The organism is Labrys okinawensis (assembly GCF_047345005.1).
In the GTDB taxonomy this organism is placed as follows: domain Bacteria; phylum Pseudomonadota; class Alphaproteobacteria; order Rhizobiales; family Labraceae; genus Labrys; species Labrys okinawensis.
Genome location: NZ_CP178864.1, coordinates 813,236 through 835,161, shown reverse-complemented (window position 1 = coordinate 835,161; position 21,926 = coordinate 813,236). Strand labels below are relative to the sequence as shown.

The window sequence follows — 21,926 nt, the reverse complement described above, 5'->3', positions numbered from 1 at the left end:
CTTCAGAGCCTAACCGGCACACCCCTATAGCTTCCAGCCCGAATGGATCGCCACGATATTGCCCGTCAGGGAGCGGTGGCTCACCTGCGAGAAGCCGGCCTCGCGGATCATCGCGGAGAACGCCGCGGGCTTGGGAAATTTACGGATGGATTCGACCAGATAGCGATAGGGCTCGGCATCCCCCGTCACCATGCGCCCGACCGGCGGGATGACGTTGAAGGAATAAAGGTCATAGATCTTGTCGAGGCCGGGCATGTCGACCGTCGAGAATTCCAGGCACAGGAAGCGCCCGCCGCGCTTGAGCACGCGATAGGCCTCGGCCAGCGCCTTGTCGATACGCGGTACGTTGCGGATGCCGAACGCGATGCTATAGCCATCGAAGCTGCCCGTCTCGAAGGGCAGTTCCTCGGCGTTGGCCTCGACGAAATCGAGTTGGCCGGAGAGCCCGCGCTCCTCGGCGCGCTGGCGGCCGACCTCCAGCATGGAGCGGTTGATGTCGAGCACGGTGACATGGGTCTGCGGCCCGCCCGCCTTCACGATCCGGAAGGCGACGTCCCCCGTGCCGCCGGCGACGTCGAGATGGCGGAAGGGGCGCTGGCGCGGCGGATTCAGGAGGTTGACCAGATCGTCCTTCCACAGGCGGTGCAGCCCGGCGGACATCAGGTCGTTCATCAGGTCATAGCGCCGTGCCACCTTGTGGAAGACATCGTCCACCAGCGTCTGCTTCTCGTCCAGCTTCACAGTGGAGAAGCCGAAATGGGTCTCAGCGCTGGCGGGCATGGGGGAACTCCGGACGATGGTGCAGCCTCTATAGAGCAGAAAAGGAAGGCCTGGGAAGATAATGCGAGCAATTCGGCCTGACCATGGCTTTCCGTCTCCCAATCTCCTATATATCTTCCAGTTTCATGGAATGATTATGGAGGCTGTCATGACGCCCCTCGCAAAAGCAACCTTGACGGCCAATGAGGCTGCCATCGTTACCCGCGTCCCAGTCCGGCAGGTCCACCGCATCATCGATGCCGGCGTGCTGCCGTTGGCCAGGGGGTCACGTACCATCCGGCGCAACGCCCTTGTCGGGCTGCGGCTCGCCTATCTCACGGCCGGCACCCTCACGCTCGTCGCCCGCAAGCGGGTCATTGCCAGGGTCGTGAAGCACACCGATACCGAGACGATCGCCGAGGAGGCCATCATCATTCCGCTGAAGCCTATCATCGCTGATGTCGAACAGGGACTGGACCGGCTGGAGAAGGCGAAGGCCCTGGTCAGGATCGACAGCGAGATCATGGGCGGCACGCCTTGCATCGAGGGGACCCGCATCCCCGTCCACATGATCGCGGACATGGCTGCGAAGGGCGAGAGCGAGGCCGCCCTTCTTGCAGCCTATCCCAGCCTGTCGGCTGAACAGATCCGGCTGGCCGGGATCTATGCTGAGGCCTATCCCCTCCGGGGCCGTCCGCCGCTGAGGATGCCGGCCTGGCTCAGAAAGGCGCCGAAGACCACAAGCAGGCTGAACATCAGGGATCTGCCGGGGTCGTGAAGTTCCTGATCGATGAATGCTTGAGCCCGGACCTCGCGTTGCTTGCCCGTGAGCGCGGCTTTGCGGAATCCACGCATGTGACCTGGCTTGGACTGTCGGGCGCCAAGGATCACTCGATCATCCGCTGTGCGGTCGACGAGAGCTTCATCTTCGTCACCCACAATACAGCCGACTTCCGCCCTCTCTACGGTCGAGTGGAGATCCATCTCGGCCTTGTGGGCTTCAATACGGCCGCCAGGATGATGGACCTCGCCCTGCAGAGGTCGCTGTTCCTCCTGGCACTCGCGGAAATCGGAGAGGCCGAGCCCCATAATGAGGCGCTTGAAATCTCAGTCGCCGCCGATGGTACGGTCACCGTGGACCGTTATCGCCTGCCGCCTGGCTAATCGCCTCGGCACAGTAAGTCTTCCCTGTGATGCCCGTTTTTGGAATTGAGTCGCCCGGGAGGAAAAACGGCGCTTTCGGCGCCTCTCCTGGAAACGCGGTGCCCTCCTGGAAGGAAGAGGCAGACTGGAAGTCCGCGGTCCCATGATGACGCTGGCAAAGCCGCGTCTTCCACCCTATCTGTCGCCTTCTCGCCCGTCCCCCGGAGGAACGATGCCCGAACTGCCCGAAGTTGAGACCGTGCGCCGCGGCCTGGAACCGGCGATGACGGGAGCGCGCTTCATGGCGGTGGAGGCGCGGCGGCCGGACCTGCGCTTTCCCTTCCCCGCCGATTTCGTCAAGCGCCTCACGGGCGAGACCATCCTCTCCATGGGCCGGCGCGCCAAATATCTCCTGGGCGACCTTTCCTCGGGCGACGTCCTGGTGATGCATCTGGGCATGACCGGCCGCTTCCTGATCACGGCGCCGGATGGCCATGTGGAAGAGCCGGGCGAGTTCGCCAATGAGGTGAAGGGTGACGCCCGGCACGACCACGTCGTCTTCCGCCTCTCCAACGGTTTCACCATCACCTACAACGACGTCCGCCGCTTCGGCTTCATGGACCTGGTGCCGCGCGCTGGGCTGGAGACCTCGCGCCACTTCAAGGCGATGGGCATCGAGCCGCTCGGCAACGAGCTGAGCGGGGAAGCGATCGAGCGCCTGTTCGACGGCAAGGCGGCGCCGCTGAAAGCCGCGCTGCTCGACCAGGGCCTGATCGCGGGCCTCGGCAACATCTATGTCTGCGAGGCCCTCAACCGCGCCGGCCTGGCGCCGGAGCGGGCGGCAGGCACTCTCACCGGCAAGCAGGCGGCAGAACTGGCCGCCGTGATCCGCGACGTGCTGGAGGAAGCGGTGGCGGCAGGCGGCTCCACCTTGAAGGACTACCGCCACACCGACGGATCGCTCGGTTATTTCCAGCACCGCTTCCGCGTCTATGACCGCGAGGGCGAGCCCTGCACCACGGCGCGCTGCAAGGGCACCATCGAGCGCCTGGTGCAAGCGGGCCGCTCGACCTATTGGTGCCGGTCCTGCCAGAAATAGCGGCCCTGCTCAGACGAGCGGCACGCTGGCTCGGACCTGCCATTCGGCGATCGGAATGGCCTGTGCCGAGCTGACCACGCCGATGCGGTCGAAGCGGATGCTATGGCCGGCGAGGCGCTGGTCCATCTCCCAGGACAGGCGCCGGCGCTGCGGCGTGTCGGTGACGCCATAGGCCAGCGAAACATGGGGCATGAAGGCGCTGAGCGGCGAGGCGGCGATCGACCCTATGGCACGCTGCTTGAGCGCCAGGATCGGTCCGTCAGCCTCGAACAAGGCATAGAAGGCGCGGAAGAAGGTCTCTCCCGTCTTGATGCCCTCGATGCGGGCGGTGAAGGGCGCGATGCCCGCGGCGATGGCCCGAACCTGCGCCGTGAGCGTCTCGGCTTCCACGGGCCTGTCCTCCACCAGCGTGAGATGGGGGGTGAAGACCTCGCTGCCGAAGGCCTTGGCGAGGTCCGCCACGATGGCCGAGAGCAGGGCGTCGTCCTCGGCTGCCGGCATCAGCCAGACGGAATGCATGTCGGTCATTGAAAGGTCCATCGCAGCGGGCCGAGCAGAGTCCGAACGGGTGTCCGGCGGTCTTCGAGAAAAATCTGCAATGGAACAGGGAACCAAGCAAACTTTCATCGGCCTGCCGACGAAAGTCTGCTTCGGCGGTTTCCTCCCCGCCCGACTTCCTCTACACCAGCTTGCATACCGATTTGGAGCTGACAATGCCGGGCGGAAGCCTCGAGACTTTGCTGGTGGAGCGGCGCGGACGCGTCGGCCTGATCACCCTGAACCGACCCAAGGCGCTCAACGCCCTCAATGCGCAGCTCGCTGCCGAACTCACCGGGGTACTGGCCGATTTCGATGCCGACGAGGCCATCGGCTGCAGCGTGATCACCGGTTCGGAGAAGGCGTTTGCAGCCGGCGCCGACGTCAAGGAAATGGCCGGCAAGACCTATCCGCAGGCCCTGCTGGAAGACTTCATCGCCGTGTGGGACGGCTTCGCCCGCCTGCGCAAGCCGGTGATCGCGGCCGTGTCCGGCTTTGCGCTCGGCGGGGGCTGCGAGCTCGCCATGCTCTGCGATCTCATCATCGCCGCCGACAGCGCCAGATTCGGCCAGCCCGAGATCCGTCTCGGCGTGGTGCCTGGTATCGGCGGGACGCAACGCCTGGTGCGGGCCATCGGCAAGGCCAAGGCGATGGAGATGGTGCTGACCGGCCGCATGATGGAAGCCGCCGAGGCCGAGCAGGCCGGTCTGGTCGCCCGTGTGGTGCCGGCGGCCGATCTCCTGGCGGAAGCGCTGAAGACGGCCGAGACCATCGCCGCCATGCCGCTGTCCGCCGTGCTCGCCGCCAAGGACTGTGTCGACCGTGCTTATGAGCTGACCCTCGCTGAGGGCGTGCGCTATGAGCGCCGCGCCTTCTACGCGCTATTTGCGAGCGAGGACCAGAAGGAGGGTATGGCCGCCTTCATCGAGAAACGCCCGCCGGCCTTCAAGCACCGGTGAGGTAAGGCCGGGAATCGCGGTCGTCATTCCCAGCGACCTTGCCTGGCCGACCAATCCTTTGCGCTTAAGCGTGATTTCGCGGATTCATTGCAGTCCGTCGTTGACGTCGGGCTGCTCGCAATGTAAAGAGCCGCCTCCAATGTCGGGTGCTTAGCGCCCGCTTTACTCATTTTCAGGCAACGCACGGCCTCGCGACGATTTTTCGATCGCTGCGAACGCGGCCGGCTCAACAGGCAGGGACCATGGCCAATACGAAGTCGGCCAAGAAGGCTACGCGCAAGATCGAAGTGCGCACCGCAGTGAACAAGGCGCGCCGTTCGCGTGTGCGCACCTTCATCCGCAATGTCGAGGAGGCGATTGCTGCCGGCGACCAGGTGAAGGCTGCCGCCGCGCTCAAGAGCGCCGAGCCGGAGATCATGCGCGCTGCCCAGAAGGGCGTCGTGGCCGGCAACACCGCCTCGCGCAAGGTCTCGCGTCTTGCCCAGGCCGTCAGGAAGCTCAGCGCCTGAGCCATTTTTTGGACACCGTAAGGGCCAGCTCACGCCACGCTCTTTATTTGTGTTCCGTTAGGTTAGAAGACCCGGCTGTCGCAGCCGGGTTTTTCTTTGGAGAGGTGCTGGGCCGTGGGGCCGCGATCTCAGGCATACTCCTTGCGGCAAGAACCGGGGTCCGCGCCGACATTGTCCGTGCTAACCCGCTAAGTATTTGTCGGACCTACCGACCCTGTTGCAAAACCGTCATTGGGCGAGCCGGAACCGCGGGTCGGAATAACCGCTCCGCGAAAAGACCGATCCGGCCGCTCTACCTATGATTGTCATGGCGACGTAATAATTCCGACGTACTAAGGTATAGAAATACCTCCGCATGCCGCGAGGGCAATCTTTGCCCTTGACTCACCCTTTGGCCAAGGGGGGCATCCCTCTTCACGGGCCGGACAAAATTTCGTGATAGATATCATGGCTTTATGGGATAAGAGAAAAGTGCCCCGGGGAGCGCCCGGGCGAGCCCCGGCCAAATTACGAAGCCCCGCAATCTTTACGCATCCGAAACGAAAAAATTTGAGTCATTTTGCCGTCTCCATGATTCCGTCGACTCCTCAACACCTTGCGGCCTCGCGGCCTCAGGCCGCCGCTGTCCGAATCGGGAACAAGGAGGCCGCGTTAACGAATCATAGAGATTTGCCTGTTGCGCCCGCTGGTCCGGGTTCGGTATGTTTTTTCTCGGAACGGGTCATGTGTAGGTTCCCTCCCGATACTGCGAGCGGACGGACGTCCATTCAGGGCATTGGGAGCGCGTGTGCCCAGTGATCGCGTATAGTGTAGAAGACAGTAAGGTAATGTCAGAAACATTCCGTATTGGGCTTCTATTCAGTTAACCCAGCGGCGTACTTTGTATGTCCCATGCCGGTTCGTTCTGGCATGCCTTAAAGCTTTTACAAACGAAGTCTGCAAAAGACGGAATTGGGGTGTCATGTCGTCGGGGTGGTTGAATGACTATGCGGGAGATGTCACCGCCAGGGAAGCCTATGATCTTCTCGGCCAGCAGCCCAAGGCTCAGCTTGTTGACGTCCGCACCCGGGCCGAATGGTCATTTGTTGGCGTTCCCGACCTGTCGGCCCTCGGCAAGGAGACGATCCTGGCCGAGTGGCAGCGTTACCCGAGCATGGACGTCGCCGCAGATTTCGTCGAGCAGCTTGAGCGTGAACTCCATCGCCGTTCGGTGGGACAGGAGGATCCGATCCTGTTCCTTTGCCGATCCGGCGCGCGCTCCCTTGCCGCCGCGCAGGCCATGCTGGCCGCCGGTTGGAAGGGCAGCCGCAATGTAACGGCCGGTTTCGAAGGCCCTGTTAATGCGGAGCGTCACCGCGGCACGATGGATGGCTGGAAAGCCTCTGAGTTGCCCTGGATACAGTCCTGAACAAAAATTCGTGGCTCGGTCGGCGGCCGGTGCAAGCCGGACGACGCCAGAGCTTTATCTTGAACTCTCATGCCAGACGATAGCCCCATGAACTCGAGCGAACGCCTGACACTTTCCGCCGCGGCCCCAAACAGCAAGAACCTTGGTGTCGCCGATCTTTCCGTCTCCCTTGCCGATGCCGCGATCGCGCCGGCCGCGGCCTGGGACCGTGTCAAGCGCCGCCTGCGCGCCGAATATGGCGAAGACGTCTTTTCCAGCTGGTTCGCCCGGCTGGAACTCGATGCCGTCGCCGACGACACCGTGAGCCTTTCCGTGCCCACGCGTTTCCTCCGCAGCTGGATCCAGGCCCATTACATCGACAAGATCCTCGGGCTGCTCTCGGCCGAATTGCCCGGCACCGCGCACATCACCCTCAATGTCCGCACCGCCGCGGCCCGCCCGCCGATCGTCATCAGGGAGACGGCGCCCTGCGCCAAGAATCCCGCCGAGGTCGTGGCCGCCAAGCCTGCCATCGCGCCCTTCCTGCGCGCCGTCGAGGCGCCTGTGCGCGAGGATGAGCTTGCAGGCTCCCCGCTCGACCGTCGCATGTCGTTCGAGGCCTATTATGTCGGCAAGTCCAACGCGCTTGCCCATGCGGCTGCGCTGCAGGTCGCCAAGTCCGCCCCGAGCGAGCCGCTGCCCTACAATCCGCTGTTCATCCACGCCTCGGTGGGGCTGGGCAAGTCTCATTTGATTCAAGCCATCGCCCACCAGGCCGAGGCACAGGGAAAGCGCGCGCTCTACCTCACCGCCGAGCGCTTCATGTATGGCTTCGTCGCGGCCCTCAAGGCGCAGACGGCGATCCAGTTCAAGGAGAAGCTGCGCGCCATCGACATCCTGGTCATCGACGACCTGCAGTTCCTGGCCGGCAAGTCGATCCAGCAGGAGTTCTGCCACACGCTCAACGCCCTCATCGACGGCGGCAAGCAGGTCGTGGTGGCGGCGGACCGCCCGCCCGCCGACCTCGAAACCCTCGACGAGCGCGTGCGCTCCCGCCTGTCTGGCGGCCTGGTGGTGGAGATCGGAGCCCTCGACGAGGAACTGCGCGTCAAGATCCTCAAATCCCGTATCGAGGCGGCGCGCTCGCACCACGCCAATTTCGACGTGCCTGACAATGTCGTCGCCTATGTCGCCCACCAGGTCTCGACCAATGGCCGCGACCTCGACGGCGCCGTCAACCGCCTCCTTGCCCACTCCGCCCTCTCCGGCTCCGGCATGTCGCTGGAGACGGCGGAGGCCGCCATCCGCGACCTGGTCAAGAACCGCGAGCCGCGCCGGGTCAAGATCGAGGACATCCAGCGCATCGTCGCCAAGCACTACAATGTCAGCCGTGCCGACATTCTCTCGCTCCGCCGCACCGCCACGGTGGTGAAGCCGCGGCAGGTGGCGATGTATCTCGCCAAGTCCCTGACGCCGCGTTCCCTGCCCGAGATCGGCCGCCGCTTCGGCGGGCGCGACCACACCACCGTGCTCCACGCCGTGCGCAAGATCGAAGGCCTGGTCGGCAGGGATTCGGGCCTGGCCGAGGAAGTCGACCTGCTGCGCCGCCTGCTGTCGGAGTAAAGCGGCCTTTGGTGTGCCGATCTCCAGATCGGCACAGAACCACCCCACTCTGAAGGCAAGGCGCCCTCCAAAAGTGCCGATCTGGGGATCGGCACACAATCCCGCCTCGTGACAAAGCGGCCCTCGCCGTGCTCTTAAGGGCGCACATCCCAGCGTGAGTGCGCCTGATGCCTTTTCTTGGCCTCGATATCGGAACCTCGGCGGTCAAGGCCGTCATCGTCGACCAGACCGAGGCCGTGCTGGCCGACGGCGAGGAGACCCTGGCGACAGCCCGGCCCGGCCCCGGCTTGTCGGAACAGAACCCGCAGGACTGGCTTGCGGCTGTCGAAAGGATCCTTGCCCGCTGGCGCGCCGACAAGGCGGCGATCCTCGCTTCCGTCGAAGGCATCGGCCTGTCCGGCCAGATGCATGGCTCCGTCTGCCTCGACGAGGCCGATCAGCCCCTGCTGCCCGTCATCCTCTGGAACGACAGCCGGGCCGTCGCGGAGGCAGCCGAGCTCAACCGCGACCATCCGGAACTTGCCTGGCAGCTTGGCGTGCCGGCCGCGCCCGGCTTCACCGCGCCGAAGCTGCTCTGGCTCTCGCGCCACAGGCCGGAGCTGATGGCGCGTCTGCGGCGCGTGCTGCTGCCCAAGGATTTCGTGCGCCTGTGGCTGACGGGCGAACATGTCAGCGAGATGTCCGACGGCGCCGGCAGCTGGTGGCTGGACGAAGCCAGGCGCGACTGGTCCGACAAGGCGCTGGCCGCCACCGGAGTCGAGCGCCGGCAGATGGCCCGGCTGGTCGAGGGCAGCGAGATCTCCGGCCACCTGCGTCCCGACATCGCCGGGCGTTTCGGCCTCAAGCCCGGCATTCCCGTCGCCGGCGGGGCAGGCGATGCCATGGCCGGTGCCATCGGCATCGGCGCCATAGACGACGGCGCCTTCATCTCGCTCGGCACCTCCGGCCAGTTCTTCGTGCCCGGCAGCGCCTACCGCCCGCTCCCGGACAAGTTCCTGCATGCCTTCTGCCATGCCGTGCCCGGACGCTGGATCCAGATGGCGGCCCTGCTTAACGGCGCCTCCTGCCTCGCCTGGGCCGCCGGCCTCGTCGGCGAGCCGATCGAAAAGCTGCTGGCGGAGGTCGCCGCCCAGCCCGCCCGGCCGGGCGCGGTGATGTTCCTGCCCTATCTCGCCGGCGAGCGCACGCCGCACAACGATGCGCTCGCCACTGGCGTGTTCTCCGGCATGACCGGCGGCACCGGCAAGGCCGATCTCATCCGCGCGGTGCTCGAAGGCGTCGCCTACTCCTTCGCGGATGCCGCCGCCTGCCTGGAGGAAGCCGGCACGACGCTCGGTGAGGCGGCTGTGATCGGCGGCGGTGCCCGCAGCGCCCTCTGGGTGCAGATTCTCGCCGATGTGCTGGGCATGCCGCTCAAGCGCTATCGCGGCGGCGAGAAAGGCCCGGCCTTCGGTGCCGCCCGCCTCGCCCGCGTCGCGGTGACGGGAGAGGACATCGCTGCCATCGCCACCAAGCCGCCGGTGCTCGACCTCGCCGAGCCCAGGACAGAATTGACGCAGGCCTACGCGGAGAAGTTGGCGGCATTCCGCCGGCTGTACCAGGCGACGAAGGCGGCGCGGTAGGGCACAGGACGGAGCTGAAAAGAGTGCGGGAAGCCTCCCCCCAACGAAGCTTGGGGAGGTGTCGCGGCGAAGCCGTGACGGAAGGGGTGTGGGCGGAATGAGACCAAAAGGCGGGATTTCTGGCTCACGGGGGATTCCGCAAATCATCCTGACCAGATTCCATGGCATGCGGAGGTATCGCGCATGCCATCAGCGGTGAAGATGAGGACGGACTTGAGGCCAGCCGAGCTTCGGCGGCTGACAGCCAGTTTCAGGACAGAGACCCTGGCCCTTGGATCCCCTTCCCGCGCTACGCGCGCCGGGGATGACAGCGCCTCCTGCCTCGTTGGTGATCGGGTCTAAAGCCACTATGCGCTGGGCGCGGTACACGCCCCGACAGCCGGCGGACCAGCGCTACCAGAGCGCCTACTTGTTCGGTGCCATCTGCCCCGCACGTGGTGTCGGCGCGGGCTTGGCCATGCCTTATGCCGACACCCAGGCCATGCAGGCCCACCTCGACGAGATCAGCCGCAAGGTCGCCCACGGCGCCCACGCTGCCCTGCTGCTCGACCGAGCCGGTTGGCACGCCAATGCCCGCATGAAGGTAAAGCGCACCTTCGTGCAGGCATACGCTGCTGTGGATCTCAGCAGCATATGCCTGGCTGTCAGTTAGAATTTGTAGCCTACGCCAAGCGTGGCGGAAGTCTGGTTAAAGCGCAATTTGATTTTGTCGCCAGCGATATTAAGTTCTTTATCGCTAAGGTCGGTGTACCGAACTTCGCCTCGAAGGAGCCAGTTCTCATCGACGGCGTATTCTAGGCCGCCACCCGCGGTCCAGCCCATCGCCAACTTGTTGAGGGAGCCGGTAGCACCTGACGTTGCAATGCTAACCTTCTCATTGCCGACAGCAGCACCCGCCGTCAGATAGGGCAGGAAATTGTCGATTGCGTAGCCAAGACGAACGCGACCCGAGCCCTGCCAATCAGTTTGGAATTTGGCGGTCAAGCCAGCAGAGGCGTCGCTCTTGGAGAGGCTTGAATAGTCGATGTCGTTCTCGATGCCCACCACAATGCGACCGAACTGTGCATTGTAGCCGGCATGAACGCCGCCAAGAAAACCTGAACCTTTAAATTTGAGATCGCTGCCGCTTGCCCGATCAGCGCCCTTGGCTTGCGCGAACAGGCCACCGCCATGAATACCGGCGTAGAAGCCGGTCCAGTTAAACACGGGAGGAGTGACGGCTGGCGACACGGGCTCGATCGACTGTGGCGCGAGATCGGCAGCGATTGCTGCGGTTGAGGCCAAGAAGATAGAAGCAAGAGCAAAGATGGCACGCATAGTTCATTTCCTTAAGTTACAACATCTAATAGATTGCGATATCCGAAGTGTCTTCTCAGTATTGAAGAACGACTACGTTAGATCGTTTCTATAGACTGCATGGTTACACCTAAGTTAATGTGTGAGATAACTTATGACATAAACTGACTTTCTATAATTTTAGCCTGCAACGATGGCTCAATGACTGACTCCAGAGAGATGCCATCCCCGTCTCCGGCCGTCATTCACGTGCATACGGGCAGCCCGAACGGTTTATGAGTGTTACCTCGTCGTCATCCCCGTCATCGCGTTGCCCGCCAGCGATGACGAACTGCGGCGTTACCTGTCTGATGCCAGCGGAGCTCAATCCGGCACGCCGCGCTTGTCGTAGCGCTTGCTCAGGCTCGCATACCCCATTATCGCGCTCGCGATCGGCATAGGTCTGGTTCGCGCGAAAATTGTCATCGTAGCGCGACCCTTTCTCGTCGTAGCCTCCGTCACTGACGCAGCTCGCAAGCAGCAACGCTGATCCAATCAAAATTGCAGATGATGTACGCATGGTTACATTCCTTTGCGGCAGCTAAAGTTCATAGGGCGCCACTACGTTTCGTTGAAGAGCTGCAACGTCCAGGAAGCCCTCGGCTGCCAGAACTAAATAAGCCGCGTCGTCCATTCCTCATCGATATCTTCCGATTTCCTCACCGCTGGCGCCGCACGAAGCTTTGTGGCTTGAAAAACCAACGTCATGGGTTCCCTATCCTGCCCTTCGCGGCATGAATTGAAGGAGCCCGCAACCCGCGGGCCTTGCCGTACTCGCGCCACCATTAATCAAACGACATCGTACTATTTATATGGTTACGTGCGTTGCCGCAAGCCTCTATGTGGAATATCGAACGACCAAAGCTTGGGCTCGGGCGGACGACAGATTGGCCCTAGAGGTGGGCAAATGGTTTTGGGGAGAAGACCGGAATGAATGTCGCCGACAACAAGCCGGACAAAAATGCGGGACGACGCAGCGGGCGGCCGACGAGGGAACAAGCCGAGCGCATTACCGAACACATCATCGACGTCGCGACACGCCTCTTCCTGGAGACCAGCTTTGAAGCGACAAGTATCGATCTTATCGCCGCGGAGGCCCGGATATCGAAGCAGACATTTTACGCCCGCTTCGCTTCCAAGGATGTGTTGTTTGCCGCCGTCATCCGTACAGGGGTAAGTAATCTTCTTCTACCGGTCGCCGGCGAACCGGACCGAGCCGGACCGATCGATATGACCTTGATCCGGATCGGCGTGGATCTTTCCAGGCGCGCGCTCGGCGCGGCGGCGATCGCGCTGAATCGCCTCATCGCCTCCGAAGCCCATCAATTCCCGGAACTGGCGCTCGCCTACCATGAGAGCAGCGTCCGCGTGCGAGACCTTCTCGCCGGAATTTTCTCCAATGCGATACGTGATGGGCAGATACGATCAACGGATCCCGATTTCCTAGCCGAGCAGTTTCAGTACGCGGTGATCGATGGCCCAGCCCGCACCCTGGTTCTCAGAGGTAGGATCACCAATTCAGAGAAGGATCTGCGCGAGCGGGTCACGGCTGCGGTCAGGCTATTCTTGGATGGGTGCAGGGATGATCCTCCACCACGTCCCTGAATCAGTCCGGGATCCGGAGCGACTTGCTTTCTCTTAAATCAAGCGTGCAGAGCCAGGGGTGACGCTCCGTTCCAAATTTGTCTGCCCAGTGCATGATTGGGAACAGCTCTCGTTCAGAATCCAAAATGATTAATCTCGGGCCGTTGCACCATCGATGGTCTTCATCATCTGCTCGGTGTATCGAGCACCTCGAACGGGCTGCTACACCCCTTTCGACCTCACTGCGTTCGGCCACCTCCCCCAGCTTCGTGGGGGAGGCTTCCTGCGCTCATTCCGGCTCCGTTTTCCAATGCCCTCTTTCCCCCGCTCGACTCCCGGATCACCAGTTCCGTCGCCACCACAAGCTTCGGGCGCTCCACCGGCTCGCGGTTGATCATCTTGATCAGCATTTCCGCCGCCTTCTCCCCCTGTTCGATGCCGGGATTGCGGATGGTGGTGAGCGTGGGCCACATATAGGCGGCGATGGGCAGGTCGTCGAAGCCGATCACCGCGATATCCCCGGGCACCGCCAGCCCCCGGGCATTGATGGCCGCGATCGCGCCGAGCGCTACCGTATCATTGCCGGCCAGCACGGCGGTGGGGGCCGGATCGGCCCGCTCAAGCAACGCCGTCATGGCGGCATGGCCGCTTTCGGCGCTGTAATGGGCAAAGCCGACCAGGGCCGGATCCGGCGTGATGCCGCGATCCACGAGGCTGCGCTGATAGGCCGCCAGGCGGACGTCGGTCGCGATATAGCCGACATCCGAAAAACCGATATGGGCAATGCGCCGGTGGCCAAGATCGACGAGAAGGTCCACCGCCTTGCGGATGGCGCGACGCGTGGAGAAATTCACCGAATGCTCGCGGGGATGGCCGACCGAACCAAGAAGTACCAGCGGATAGCCGTCATCGATGAGCGCGTGCAGCGCCGGATCATGGGTGGCCGGGTTGAGCACGATCAGCCCGTCGATGCGGTGGCTGCGCACGAGTTCGACATAGGCATTGGGCGCACGATTGGGTTCCACCACCTCGAGCAGCACGCCATAGCCGTGGCGCTGGTTGACGCGTGTGATGCCGGTGAGAAGCTGCGGCACGAAGCCGTCGACATTGAGCGAGGCCGGTTCGGTGACGACGAGGCCGATCGTCTCGGTATCGCCGCGCACCAGCATGCGGGCAGCCGAATTGGGACGGTAGCCCAGCGCCGCCGCCGCCTGCAGCACGCGCTCCCGGGTCTCCTGGCTGATCGAAACGCCCGGAGAGCGATTGAGCACCATCGACACGGTGGCGCGTGAGACACCCGCACGCTCCGCCACGTCATGGCTGGTCACTTTGGCCCGATCCATCCACCCCTCCCCGCCTCTTCCTAGCTTAGCCGACGGCCTCGTCTCAAGCGGCCTCAACGGAATCCACGGCTCCGAACCCGGCCCGCGTCAACCTGAATTCGGAGAGCCGTGAAACCTGCCTTGACAACCAACATTAGTCATACTAACACGTGTAAGTAACATAATAACACGTGTCACTACAATTGTATCGATAGATCGAATCATCCTGGGGAGGGATGCCTTTGGTGTCGATCAACGAATCCAGGTCGGTGCCCGCGCGCGCCGAGGCTGCGCTGGCGGAGGCGGTGCACCCACAGGGCTGGAGTGCGAGCGGCCGGCGGTGGCGCGAGAACCTCACGGGCTGGCTGTTCATCCTGCCGGCCCTCATCGGCTTCATCGTTTTCTATTTCCTGCCGACCATCCGGGCGATCGAGATCAGCCTGACCGACTGGAACCTGATGCGGGCGCCGAAATTCATCGGCCTCGACAATTACGCCAAGCTGATGGGCGACCCGCGCTTCTGGCAGTCGGTCAGGATCACCCTGCTCTATGTGATCTACAACATCCCGCTGCAGACGGCGCTCGGCCTGTTGCTCGCGGTGCTGCTCGACCGCCTGTCGAAATCGGTGGCGGTGCGCGCCATCGTGGTGGCGCCCTATCTGCTTTCCAATGTCGTGGTCGCCCTGATCTTCCTGTGGCTGCTCGATCCGGTGCTCGGCGTCTCCAACGCCTTCCTCGCCATGGTCGGCATTCCCCGCCAGCCCTTCCTGACCACGCCGGGCCTTGCCTTGATCTCCATCGTTGGGATCAACATCTGGCGCCATACCGGCCTGATCGCCCTGCTCTTCTATGCCGGCCTGCAGGCTATTCCGAAAAGCCTCTACGAAGCGGCCAAGATCGATGGCGCCAGCGAATGGCGCATGTTCCGGCACATCACATTGCCGCTGCTGCGACCGGTGCTGGTCTTCATCGTCGTCACCAGCGTGATCGGCTCCTTCCAGATCTTCGATACCATCGCCGTCGCGACCAGGGGCGGCCCGGTCAACTCCACCAGCGCCATCATCTGGTACATCTACGAGAGCGCCTTCCGCTTCTCCAAGATGGGCTATGCCTCGGCGATGTCGGTGCTGCTCTTCCTGGTGCTGATTGCCGTCACCCTCGTGCAGATGCGCGTGTTGCGCGCCGACAGATCGGATCTCGAATGATGCTGAGGGCCACCGCAACCCGGCAATGGAGCCCGGGCCTAGCCTTCGCCTGGCTGATCCTCGGGCTGTTCATCCTCGGCTCGCTGTTCCCGATCTGGATCGCCTTCAAGACGGCGATCACCCCGCTGCTCGATCTCTACGACACCGCGACGTCGCCGATTCCGACCGAGGTCACCGCCTCGAACTTCACCCGCATCTTCGGCCTCAGCGAGCAGCAGGGCGGCTTCAACGCCGAGATGAAATTCGGCACGGCCTTCCTCAACAGCGTGATCTTCACGGCGATCTGCGTCACGGGCCAGATCGCCTTCTCCTCCCTCGCAGCCTACGCCTTCGCCCGGCTGCGCTTCTTCGGCCGCGATGTCATCTTCTATCTGTTCATCTCGGCCACCATGGTGCCCGCAATCGTGCTGTTCATCCCCAATTTCGTGCTGATCAAGCAACTGGGCTGGCTGAACACCATGCCGGGCCTGGTGGCGCCTTTCGTGCTGATGACGCCCTTCGCGGTGTTCTTCCTGCGCCAGTTCTTCCTGTCGACGCCCTCCGAGCTCGAGGATGCGGCGCGGCTCGATGGCGCCTCCCCCTTCCGCATCTTCTGGAGCATCGTGCTGCCGGTGCATCGCGGCGCTATCGCCACGCTCGCCATCCTGCTCACCATCAACAGCTGGAACGAGTTCCTCTGGCCCTATCTGGTGGGGCGCGACGAGAGCGCACGCGTGCTCTCGGTGGCGCTCACCAATTTCCTGCAGCAGCAGCCCAACGGCAATCCGGACTGGACCGGCCTGATGGCCGCGACCTTCCTGTCGATCCTGCCGATCATCCTGCTGCTCGTCATCCTCGGCCGCCGCGTGGTCGAGTCCCTGCAGTTCAGCGGTCTGAAATAGACGAACACGACAACGCCCGCATAATCCCGGAGGAAACGATGAGAAAAATCACCGCGGCGCTGACAGTCCTGCTCCTTGGCGGTGCCTGCGCACCCGCCCTGGCCGAGACGCAGCTCAATTACTGGATGTGGGACAACAACCAGGTCCCGCCATACCAGGCCTGCGCCGACGAGTTCCACAAGCAGCATCCCGACATCTCGATCAAGATCAGCCAGTTCAGCTGGAACGATTACTGGACCGCCCTGTCGACCGGCTTCGTCTCCGGCGAGGCGCCCGACGTCTTCACCAACCAGCTGAGCCGCTACCCGGAATTCGTCAACAACAACCAGGTCACCGACATCAGCGACCTGATCAAGCGCGACCATGTGCCGACCGACATCTACTACAAGGGCCTGCTCGACCTGTGGTCGAAGGATGGCCATATCTATGGCCTGCCCAAGGATTGGGACACAGTGGCCATGGTCTACAACAAGGAGATGCTCGCCAAGGCCGGGGTGAGCGAGGAGGAACTGAACAACGCCACGTGGAACCCCAAGGATGGCGGCTCCTTCGAGAAGATCCTCGCCAAGCTCTCGGTCGACGCCAACGGCAATAACGGGCTGTCGCCGAATTTCGATCCCAAGAACGTCAAGCAATATGGCTTCGTCACGCCTGAACTCGACGGCTACGGCCAGACGCAGTGGAGCCATTTCGCCGTCTCCAACGGCTTCAAATTCGTCGATGGCCTATGGGCGACCTCCTACCACTATGACGATCCCAAGCTCGCCGAAACACTCACCTGGCAGCGCGATCTCGGCCTGAAGAAGGGCTTCGCCATTCCACAGAAGGATGTCGGCAACAACGCCTCGGGCCTGTTCGTCGCCGGCAAGGCGGCGATTACGCCGGACGGCTCCTGGAAGATCAGCTTCTACGGCAACAATGCCAAGTTCAAGGTCGGCTATGCCCTGCTGCCGACGGGGCCGCAGGGACGCAGGACCATGTTCAACGGCCTCGCCGACGGCATCTGGACCGGCACGAAGCATCTTGAGGAAAGCTGGCAATGGGTGAAGTTCCTGGCCTCCCCGGCCTGCGAGAAGATCGTGGGCGCCTCGGGTGTGGTCTTCCCGGCCATCGCGGAGGCGGCCAAGCTCTCGCAGGACACCTCCTTCAAGAAGGGCTGGGATGTCTCGGCCTTCCTCAAGGAGGCGACGCCCGAGCAGACTTTCTACTTCCCCATCACCGACCATTCTTCCGAGATCAACTCGACCATGAAGGCGGCGCTGGAGCAGATCTTCCTCAACGATGTCGACGCCGCGCCCGTGCTCAAGGATGCCAATGACCATGTGAACAGCGTGTTCTGACAAGGTTCGCGGCCGCGCGCCCAACACGGAGTGGCAGTCTCCGACTGCCATCTTCCTCTTCGACAAACGGACCGTTTCCGAGATTGGCGATCAGAGATCGCCACTCCAATTCCCGGCCGATCCGCGCGGCCCACAATCCCCGACTGGAGTCCCGATTATGTCTTCCCCGAAAATCACCTTCATTGGCGCCGGCAGCACCGTGTTCGCCAAGAATCTGATGGGCGATATTCTGTCATTCCCCGAACTGGCGGATGCCCGCATCTGCCTCTATGACATCGACCCCGAGCGCCTCGCCGTCTCCGAGCGCGTCGGCCGCCGCATCGTCGAGACGCTGAAGGTGCCGGCCACAATCGAGGCCACCACCGATCGCGATCGCGCGCTCGACGGCGCCGATTATGCCATCACCATGATCCAGGTCGCCGGCTACAAGCCCGGCACGGTGACGGATTTCGCGGTGCCGAAGAAATACGGCCTGCGCCAGACCATCGCCGACACGCTCGGCATCGGCGGCATCATGCGGGCCTTGCGCACCATCCCGGTGCTGCTCGATTACGCCCGCGACATGGAGCGGCTCTGCCCGGACGTCTTCCACCTGCAATATGCCAACCCGATGTGCATGAACATCATGGCGCTGAACCGGGCGACGAAGATCGCCAATGTCGGCCTGTGCCACAGCGTGCAGGGCACCGCCGCGCAGATCGCCGAGGATATCGGCGTGCCGATCGAGGAGATCAACTACACCTGCGCCGGCATCAACCACATGGCGTTCTACCTGACCTTCCAGCGCAACGGCGAGGATCTCTATCCCCTCATCCGCAAGGTGGTGGAAGAAGGGCGCGTGCCGGACTGGAACCGGGTGCGCTACGACATGTTCCTCAGGCTCGGCTATTTCGTCACCGAATCCTCGGAGCATTTCTGCGAATATGTGCCCTGGTACATCAAATCAGGCCAGGAGAAGCTGATCGAGCGCTACAACATCCCGCTCGACGAATATATCGACCGCAGCGAGCGCCAGATCCGCAAATGGGGCGATCTTTCCCGCCAGTTGCAGGACCCGACCGTTCCCTTCGAGGTGAACCGCAGCCTCGAATATGGCTCGACCATCATCCACGCCATGGAGACGGGCAAGCCGGCCGTGGTCTACGGCAATGTCGAGAACCGCGACCTCATCACCAACCTGCCGCCGGACTGCACGGTGGAAGTGCCCTGCCTGGTCGACAAGAACGGCCTGCAGCCAGTACGCATCGGCCGCCTGCCACCCCAGCTCGCCGGGTTGATGCAGACCAATGTCAATGTGCAGCAATTGACGGTGGAGGCCATCCTGACCGGCAATCGCGAACACATCTACCATGCCGCCATGCTCGATCCGCACACTTCGGCGGAGCTCAATCTCGACCAGATCTGGAGCCTGGTGGACGATCTCATGGACGCCCATGGCGACTGGATTCCCGAGAACCTGCGCAAGAAGGAACCATCCATCGCGTCGATGTTGCGGGTGGCGTGAGGGTGGACCAACAGGCACGGGCAGCCTCCCCCACGAAGCTGGGGGAGGTGTCGCGACGAAGTCGTGACGGAGGGGGTGTGGGCAGAAGTGAGCACGGTAACCACGAACCTCGGATCTCTCTTCCAGCGCCCTATCCTGACCACACCCCCTCCGACCTCGCTAACGCTCGGCCACCTCCCCCAGCTTCGTGGGGGAGGCTTACGGCGCCCTACGAACACCCCGTTCCCCCTAACCCGGAGCTTCCCACGCCATGACCGCCCCCTCTCAAAAATACACCGCTGCCGTGGTCGGCGGCGGCGTGGGCGGCAGGCTCAGCCTGAAGGCGCTGGTGGCTTCGCCTCATTACGAGCTCGAGGCCGTCTGCGACCTGCGACCCGAAGTGCTGGCCGCCCTGGCGAAGGATTTTCCGGGCATCCGCACCTTCACCGACCACCAGCAGATGTTCCGGGAATGCCCCACCGATATCGTCTGCGTCTCCACCTTCCCGCCTTCCCACGAGGCGGTGACGATGGATGCGCTGAAACTGCCGCTGAAAGGCATCCTGGTCGAAAAGCCGCTCGGCCACACCGCCGCTTCCGGCCGCCGCATCCTGGCGGCGATCAAGGCGCGCCACCTTCCCATGGCCGTGCCGCACGGCCTGCTGGTCAAGCACACGCCGCTGGAGATCATCGGGCGTGTGCAGGGCGGCGAGATCGGCGATCTCAAGCTCGTGGAGATCCAGTGCCGGGGCTGGGACATCATCAATGCCGGCATCCACTGGCTGAGTTTCTTCGTGGCGCTGACGGCCGGAGACCCGCCGGCGGAGGTGCTCGGCGTTTGCGATGCCTCGACCAGGACCTATCGCGATGGCATGCAGGTGGAGACCACCGCCGTCACCTCCGTACAGACCCGCGCGGGCGTGCGCTGCATCCTGCACACGGGAGATACGTTGCGGGTGAATGGCGAGGAAGGCAGGCCCTTCGTGTTCCGCCTGGTCGGCACCCTCGGCATGATCGAGTTCTGGGGCTGGGCGAACGACTACCGCCTCATCAACGCCGTCCACCCCACCGGCCAGCGCTTCGAGCCCGCGGATGACGAGCGCCCGCCCCATCAGCGCCATCTCGACAATCTGGCCGCCATGATCGCCGACGGTACGGCGGACTACACCATTCCGGACTGCTCCCTGGTGGCACTGGAGCTGTGCGAGGGCACCTATCTCTCCAGCCGCCTGCGCCGGGTCATCACATTGCCATTGGAGGACGAAGCAAAGATGCCGCCGGCCGATGACTGGAACCCCGGCGAACCCTATACAGGCACGGGCGGCGGCCGCGACGGCCGTCAATTTGGATGACGAAAATCATGAGCACTGTCCAATTTGCAATCATCGGTTCGGGCTGGCGCACCCTGTTCTTTCTGCGCATCGCCAGGGCGCTGCCGGAGAAGTTCCGCGTCACCGGCATTCTCACGCGCGACGGCGCCAAGGCCGAGAAGCTCCAGGCTGAATGGGGCGTGCCGGCCTTCACCGATTTCGGCGCCATGATCCGCCATCAGCGTCCGGATTTCGTCGTCGTCTCCGTGGCCCAGCCCGCCGCGCCGACGATGATCGAGTTGGTGGCATCAGCCGGCCTGCCGATCATGACGGAAACGCCGCCCGCGCAGACCCTGGAGGGCCTGCTGCGGCTTTGGGCCCTGGTCGAAAAGGGCGCGCATATCGAGGTGGCCGAGCAATATATCTACCAGCCGCTGCACCAGGCCCGGCTCGCCCTTATTCGCGCCGGCAGGCTCGGGCAGGTGAGCTTCGCCCATGTCAGCCATGCCCATGGCTATCACGGCACCAGCCTGATCCGGCATTATCTCGATGCCGGCTTCGCCGAGCCGGCCATCCGGGGACGCGCCTTCAGCTCCACCATCGTGGCCGGCCCGAACCGCCAGGGACCGCCGGCGGAGCACAGGATCGACACGGTGCGCCAGGTCATCGCCGAGCTCGATTTCGGCGACAGGCTGGGGATCTTCGATTTCGCCGGCTCGCAATACTTCTCCTGGGTGCGGGCCTATCGCCTCACCGTGCGGGGCGAGAAGGGCGAGATCGTCGATCGCGACGTGCGCTACCTCAAGGATTTCCTCACCCCCGTCGAGCTCACGCTCCGGCGCAGCGACACCGGCCAGTACAACAACCACGAAGGCTATTTCCATCGCGGCATCCAGGCCGGCGAAGACTGGGTCTACCGCAACCCCTATCCCGGTGCCGCGCTCACCGACGACGAGATTGCCGTCGCGGCCATCCTGGACGGCATGGGCGAGAGCGTGCGCGGGGGCAAGCCCATCTACAGCTTCGCCGAGGCGGCGCAGGACCAGTATCTCTCGCTGCTGATCGAGGAGGCCGTGGCTGCCGGCACCACGGTGCAGGCGGTCAGGCAGCCCTGGGCGGTGTAAGGCAGCGACCACGAACGCGCGGGATGCCCATACAGGAGGCGCTTCGCCAAGAGCAAAATGCCTTCAGGTCGGAGCGGATGCCGAAATTAACCTGCCGTTCTCAAAAGCATTTTGCGATTCCTGGTTATCCGGTCCGAAAGCAAGACGGCCAAAATCGGAGTCTCCCGGGCGGCTTCATATCCAAACATCGTTTTGGGCCGTGCGATCCCCGCCGACATGACCAGTGTTGAGGGTACCGCGCGGCTCGATCAGGAGCATCTGAACCTCCTTTTCCGCATAGGGCTTGTGCTCGACGCCCTTGGGCACGACGAACATCTCGCCGGGGCCAATCGAGACGGCACCATCACGAAAGTCGATCCGCAACTGGCCGCTGAGCACGATGAACGTTTCATCCGTTTCGGGATGGTCGTGCCAGATGAAATCTCCCTCGATGCGCACCACCTTGAACTGGTAGTCGTTCATTTCAGCGACGACGCGCGGTTGCCAGAAATCACTGATCTTTGCCAGCTTTTCCGAAAATTTGATGGCCTGGTACGTCTTTTCCATTTGTCTGCCTTGCTTCATTGTCGAAGAGACACGCTATGGAATATTGCGGCCGGCCGTCTTGAACGATCGTGCAAGGGGGGGCTCACTCGTGATCCCGCCGCGTTCCCTGATTGCGTTACGGCGCATCACGCGATTCACGTGATACCTTCCGCTTGTCGT

The 21,926-nt window shown here is 63.2% G+C and carries 21 protein-coding genes and 1 pseudogene; 16 read left to right on the top strand and 6 right to left on the bottom strand.

Going from position 1 to position 21,926, the window contains the following annotated elements; all coding sequences use genetic code 11:
* Positions 1 to 24 precede the first annotated feature (24 nt).
* Complete coding sequence (gene ubiE, locus ACMDCR_RS04055) at positions 25 to 780, bottom strand: bifunctional demethylmenaquinone methyltransferase/2-methoxy-6-polyprenyl-1,4-benzoquinol methylase UbiE (RefSeq protein WP_413991291.1); 756 nt, start codon at positions 778 to 780, stop codon at positions 25 to 27.
* A gap of 148 nt (positions 781 to 928) precedes the next feature.
* Between ubiE and ACMDCR_RS04050 the strand changes: the two genes are divergently transcribed.
* The 3 genes from ACMDCR_RS04050 to mutM all read left to right on the top strand — a co-directional run bounded on the left by ACMDCR_RS04050 (position 929) and on the right by mutM (position 3,001).
* The gene (locus ACMDCR_RS04050; protein WP_413991290.1) at positions 929 to 1,537 is read left to right on the top strand and encodes a DUF433 domain-containing protein; all 609 of its coding nucleotides are present in this window, start codon (positions 929 to 931) and stop codon (positions 1,535 to 1,537) included.
* A gap of 20 nt (positions 1,538 to 1,557) precedes the next feature.
* Positions 1,558 to 1,923 (top strand): DUF5615 family PIN-like protein, encoded by a 366-nt coding sequence (locus tag ACMDCR_RS04045; protein ID WP_413991289.1) that lies wholly within the window; start codon positions 1,558 to 1,560, stop codon positions 1,921 to 1,923.
* Between the two features lie 211 nt (positions 1,924 to 2,134).
* Positions 2,135 to 3,001 (top strand): bifunctional DNA-formamidopyrimidine glycosylase/DNA-(apurinic or apyrimidinic site) lyase, encoded by an 867-nt coding sequence (gene mutM / locus ACMDCR_RS04040; RefSeq protein ID WP_413991288.1) that lies wholly within the window; start codon positions 2,135 to 2,137, stop codon positions 2,999 to 3,001.
* Between the two features lie 9 nt (positions 3,002 to 3,010).
* Here the strand turns inward: mutM and ACMDCR_RS04035 are convergent, their stop codons facing one another.
* Positions 3,011 to 3,529, bottom strand: coding sequence for a 2'-5' RNA ligase family protein (locus tag ACMDCR_RS04035; protein ID WP_413991287.1), 519 nt, complete (start codon positions 3,527 to 3,529; stop codon positions 3,011 to 3,013).
* 185 nt (positions 3,530 to 3,714) lie between these two features.
* Here ACMDCR_RS04035 and ACMDCR_RS04030 point away from each other — a divergent pair, with 185 nt between their 5' ends.
* The 6 genes and pseudogenes from ACMDCR_RS04030 to ACMDCR_RS04005 form a co-directional block, all read left to right on the top strand.
* Complete coding sequence (locus ACMDCR_RS04030; protein ID WP_413991286.1) at positions 3,715 to 4,497, top strand: enoyl-CoA hydratase; 783 nt, start codon at positions 3,715 to 3,717, stop codon at positions 4,495 to 4,497.
* 242 nt (positions 4,498 to 4,739) lie between these two features.
* Entirely contained in the window at positions 4,740 to 5,006 is a 267-nt protein-coding gene (rpsT, locus tag ACMDCR_RS04025; protein ID WP_413991285.1) for a 30S ribosomal protein S20, read from the top strand.
* Between the two features lie 961 nt (positions 5,007 to 5,967).
* Positions 5,968 to 6,414: a rhodanese-like domain-containing protein gene (locus ACMDCR_RS04020; protein WP_413991284.1), complete on the top strand. Its 447-nt coding sequence runs from the start codon at positions 5,968 to 5,970 to the stop codon at positions 6,412 to 6,414.
* Between the two features lie 87 nt (positions 6,415 to 6,501).
* Positions 6,502 to 8,016, top strand: a complete 1,515-nt coding sequence (gene dnaA, locus ACMDCR_RS04015; protein WP_413991283.1) for a chromosomal replication initiator protein DnaA — start codon at positions 6,502 to 6,504, stop codon at positions 8,014 to 8,016.
* 167 nt (positions 8,017 to 8,183) lie between these two features.
* Positions 8,184 to 9,638 carry a xylulokinase gene (gene xylB / locus ACMDCR_RS04010; protein ID WP_413991282.1) on the top strand — a complete coding sequence of 485 codons (1,455 nt, stop codon included), beginning with the start codon at positions 8,184 to 8,186 and terminating at the stop codon, positions 9,636 to 9,638.
* Between the two features lie 352 nt (positions 9,639 to 9,990).
* Positions 9,991 to 10,230, top strand: a pseudogene (locus ACMDCR_RS04005) (IS630 family transposase); the annotation flags it as partial.
* Between the two features lie 56 nt (positions 10,231 to 10,286).
* Here the strand turns inward: ACMDCR_RS04005 and ACMDCR_RS04000 are convergent.
* The gene (locus ACMDCR_RS04000) at positions 10,287 to 10,955 is read right to left on the bottom strand and encodes an outer membrane protein (protein ID WP_413991281.1); all 669 of its coding nucleotides are present in this window, start codon (positions 10,953 to 10,955) and stop codon (positions 10,287 to 10,289) included.
* Between the two features lie 220 nt (positions 10,956 to 11,175).
* Entirely contained in the window at positions 11,176 to 11,493 is a 318-nt protein-coding gene (locus tag ACMDCR_RS03995; protein WP_413991280.1) for a hypothetical protein, read from the bottom strand.
* A gap of 410 nt (positions 11,494 to 11,903) precedes the next feature.
* Between ACMDCR_RS03995 and ACMDCR_RS03990 the strand changes: the two genes are divergently transcribed.
* Positions 11,904 to 12,578: a TetR/AcrR family transcriptional regulator gene (locus ACMDCR_RS03990; RefSeq protein WP_413991279.1), complete on the top strand. Its 675-nt coding sequence runs from the start codon at positions 11,904 to 11,906 to the stop codon at positions 12,576 to 12,578.
* Between the two features lie 218 nt (positions 12,579 to 12,796).
* On the opposite strand, the gene ACMDCR_RS03985 is transcribed toward ACMDCR_RS03990, so the two are convergent.
* Positions 12,797 to 13,900 carry a LacI family DNA-binding transcriptional regulator gene (locus ACMDCR_RS03985; RefSeq protein WP_413991278.1) on the bottom strand — a complete coding sequence of 368 codons (1,104 nt, stop codon included), beginning with the start codon at positions 13,898 to 13,900 and terminating at the stop codon, positions 12,797 to 12,799.
* Positions 13,901 to 14,124: 224 nt separating this feature from the next.
* Here ACMDCR_RS03985 and ACMDCR_RS03980 point away from each other — a divergent pair, with 224 nt between their 5' ends.
* The 6 genes from ACMDCR_RS03980 to ACMDCR_RS03955 all read left to right on the top strand — a co-directional run bounded on the left by ACMDCR_RS03980 (position 14,125) and on the right by ACMDCR_RS03955 (position 21,221).
* The gene (locus ACMDCR_RS03980; protein ID WP_413991277.1) at positions 14,125 to 15,084 is read left to right on the top strand and encodes a carbohydrate ABC transporter permease; all 960 of its coding nucleotides are present in this window, start codon (positions 14,125 to 14,127) and stop codon (positions 15,082 to 15,084) included.
* Positions 15,081 to 15,965: a carbohydrate ABC transporter permease gene (locus ACMDCR_RS03975; protein ID WP_413991276.1), complete on the top strand. Its 885-nt coding sequence runs from the start codon at positions 15,081 to 15,083 to the stop codon at positions 15,963 to 15,965. The genes ACMDCR_RS03980 and ACMDCR_RS03975 overlap by 4 nt, the downstream gene beginning before the upstream one ends.
* A gap of 38 nt (positions 15,966 to 16,003) precedes the next feature.
* Positions 16,004 to 17,305, top strand: coding sequence for an ABC transporter substrate-binding protein (locus ACMDCR_RS03970; RefSeq protein ID WP_413991275.1), 1,302 nt, complete (start codon positions 16,004 to 16,006; stop codon positions 17,303 to 17,305).
* Between the two features lie 157 nt (positions 17,306 to 17,462).
* Entirely contained in the window at positions 17,463 to 18,809 is a 1,347-nt protein-coding gene (locus tag ACMDCR_RS03965) for an alpha-glucosidase/alpha-galactosidase (RefSeq protein WP_413991274.1), read from the top strand.
* Positions 18,810 to 19,059: 250 nt separating this feature from the next.
* Entirely contained in the window at positions 19,060 to 20,139 is a 1,080-nt protein-coding gene (locus ACMDCR_RS03960) for a Gfo/Idh/MocA family protein (RefSeq protein ID WP_413991273.1), read from the top strand.
* Positions 20,140 to 20,147: 8 nt separating this feature from the next.
* A complete protein-coding gene (locus ACMDCR_RS03955) occupies positions 20,148 to 21,221 on the top strand; it encodes a Gfo/Idh/MocA family protein (protein WP_413991272.1) in 1,074 nt (357 codons plus the stop codon).
* A gap of 174 nt (positions 21,222 to 21,395) precedes the next feature.
* Here the strand turns inward: ACMDCR_RS03955 and ACMDCR_RS03950 are convergent, their stop codons facing one another.
* Positions 21,396 to 21,767, bottom strand: a complete 372-nt coding sequence (locus tag ACMDCR_RS03950; RefSeq protein ID WP_413991271.1) for a cupin domain-containing protein — start codon at positions 21,765 to 21,767, stop codon at positions 21,396 to 21,398.
* Between the last annotated feature and the right edge of the window lie 159 nt (positions 21,768 to 21,926).

Excerpts from the sequence above, each read along its gene's own strand:
- ubiE (WP_413991291.1), bottom strand. The coding sequence starts at position 780 with ATGCCCGCCAGCGCTGAGACCCATTTCGGCTTCTCCACTGTGAAGCTG.
- ACMDCR_RS04050 (WP_413991290.1), top strand. The coding sequence starts at position 929 with ATGACGCCCCTCGCAAAAGCAACCTTGACGGCCAATGAGGCTGCCATC.
- mutM (WP_413991288.1), top strand. The coding sequence starts at position 2,135 with ATGCCCGAACTGCCCGAAGTTGAGACCGTGCGCCGCGGCCTGGAACCG.
- ACMDCR_RS04035 (WP_413991287.1), bottom strand. The coding sequence starts at position 3,529 with ATGACCGACATGCATTCCGTCTGGCTGATGCCGGCAGCCGAGGACGAC.
- ACMDCR_RS04030 (WP_413991286.1), top strand. The coding sequence starts at position 3,715 with ATGCCGGGCGGAAGCCTCGAGACTTTGCTGGTGGAGCGGCGCGGACGC.
- rpsT (WP_413991285.1), top strand. The coding sequence starts at position 4,740 with ATGGCCAATACGAAGTCGGCCAAGAAGGCTACGCGCAAGATCGAAGTG.
- ACMDCR_RS04020 (WP_413991284.1), top strand. The coding sequence starts at position 5,968 with ATGTCGTCGGGGTGGTTGAATGACTATGCGGGAGATGTCACCGCCAGG.
- dnaA (WP_413991283.1), top strand. The coding sequence starts at position 6,502 with ATGAACTCGAGCGAACGCCTGACACTTTCCGCCGCGGCCCCAAACAGC.
- xylB (WP_413991282.1), top strand. The coding sequence starts at position 8,184 with ATGCCTTTTCTTGGCCTCGATATCGGAACCTCGGCGGTCAAGGCCGTC.
- ACMDCR_RS04000 (WP_413991281.1), bottom strand. The coding sequence starts at position 10,955 with ATGCGTGCCATCTTTGCTCTTGCTTCTATCTTCTTGGCCTCAACCGCA.
- ACMDCR_RS03995 (WP_413991280.1), bottom strand. The coding sequence starts at position 11,493 with ATGCGTACATCATCTGCAATTTTGATTGGATCAGCGTTGCTGCTTGCG.
- ACMDCR_RS03990 (WP_413991279.1), top strand. The coding sequence starts at position 11,904 with ATGAATGTCGCCGACAACAAGCCGGACAAAAATGCGGGACGACGCAGC.
- ACMDCR_RS03985 (WP_413991278.1), bottom strand. The coding sequence starts at position 13,900 with ATGGATCGGGCCAAAGTGACCAGCCATGACGTGGCGGAGCGTGCGGGT.
- ACMDCR_RS03975 (WP_413991276.1), top strand. The coding sequence starts at position 15,081 with ATGATGCTGAGGGCCACCGCAACCCGGCAATGGAGCCCGGGCCTAGCC.
- ACMDCR_RS03970 (WP_413991275.1), top strand. The coding sequence starts at position 16,004 with ATGAGAAAAATCACCGCGGCGCTGACAGTCCTGCTCCTTGGCGGTGCC.
- ACMDCR_RS03965 (WP_413991274.1), top strand. The coding sequence starts at position 17,463 with ATGTCTTCCCCGAAAATCACCTTCATTGGCGCCGGCAGCACCGTGTTC.
- ACMDCR_RS03960 (WP_413991273.1), top strand. The coding sequence starts at position 19,060 with ATGACCGCCCCCTCTCAAAAATACACCGCTGCCGTGGTCGGCGGCGGC.
- ACMDCR_RS03955 (WP_413991272.1), top strand. The coding sequence starts at position 20,148 with ATGAGCACTGTCCAATTTGCAATCATCGGTTCGGGCTGGCGCACCCTG.
- ACMDCR_RS03950 (WP_413991271.1), bottom strand. The coding sequence starts at position 21,767 with ATGGAAAAGACGTACCAGGCCATCAAATTTTCGGAAAAGCTGGCAAAG.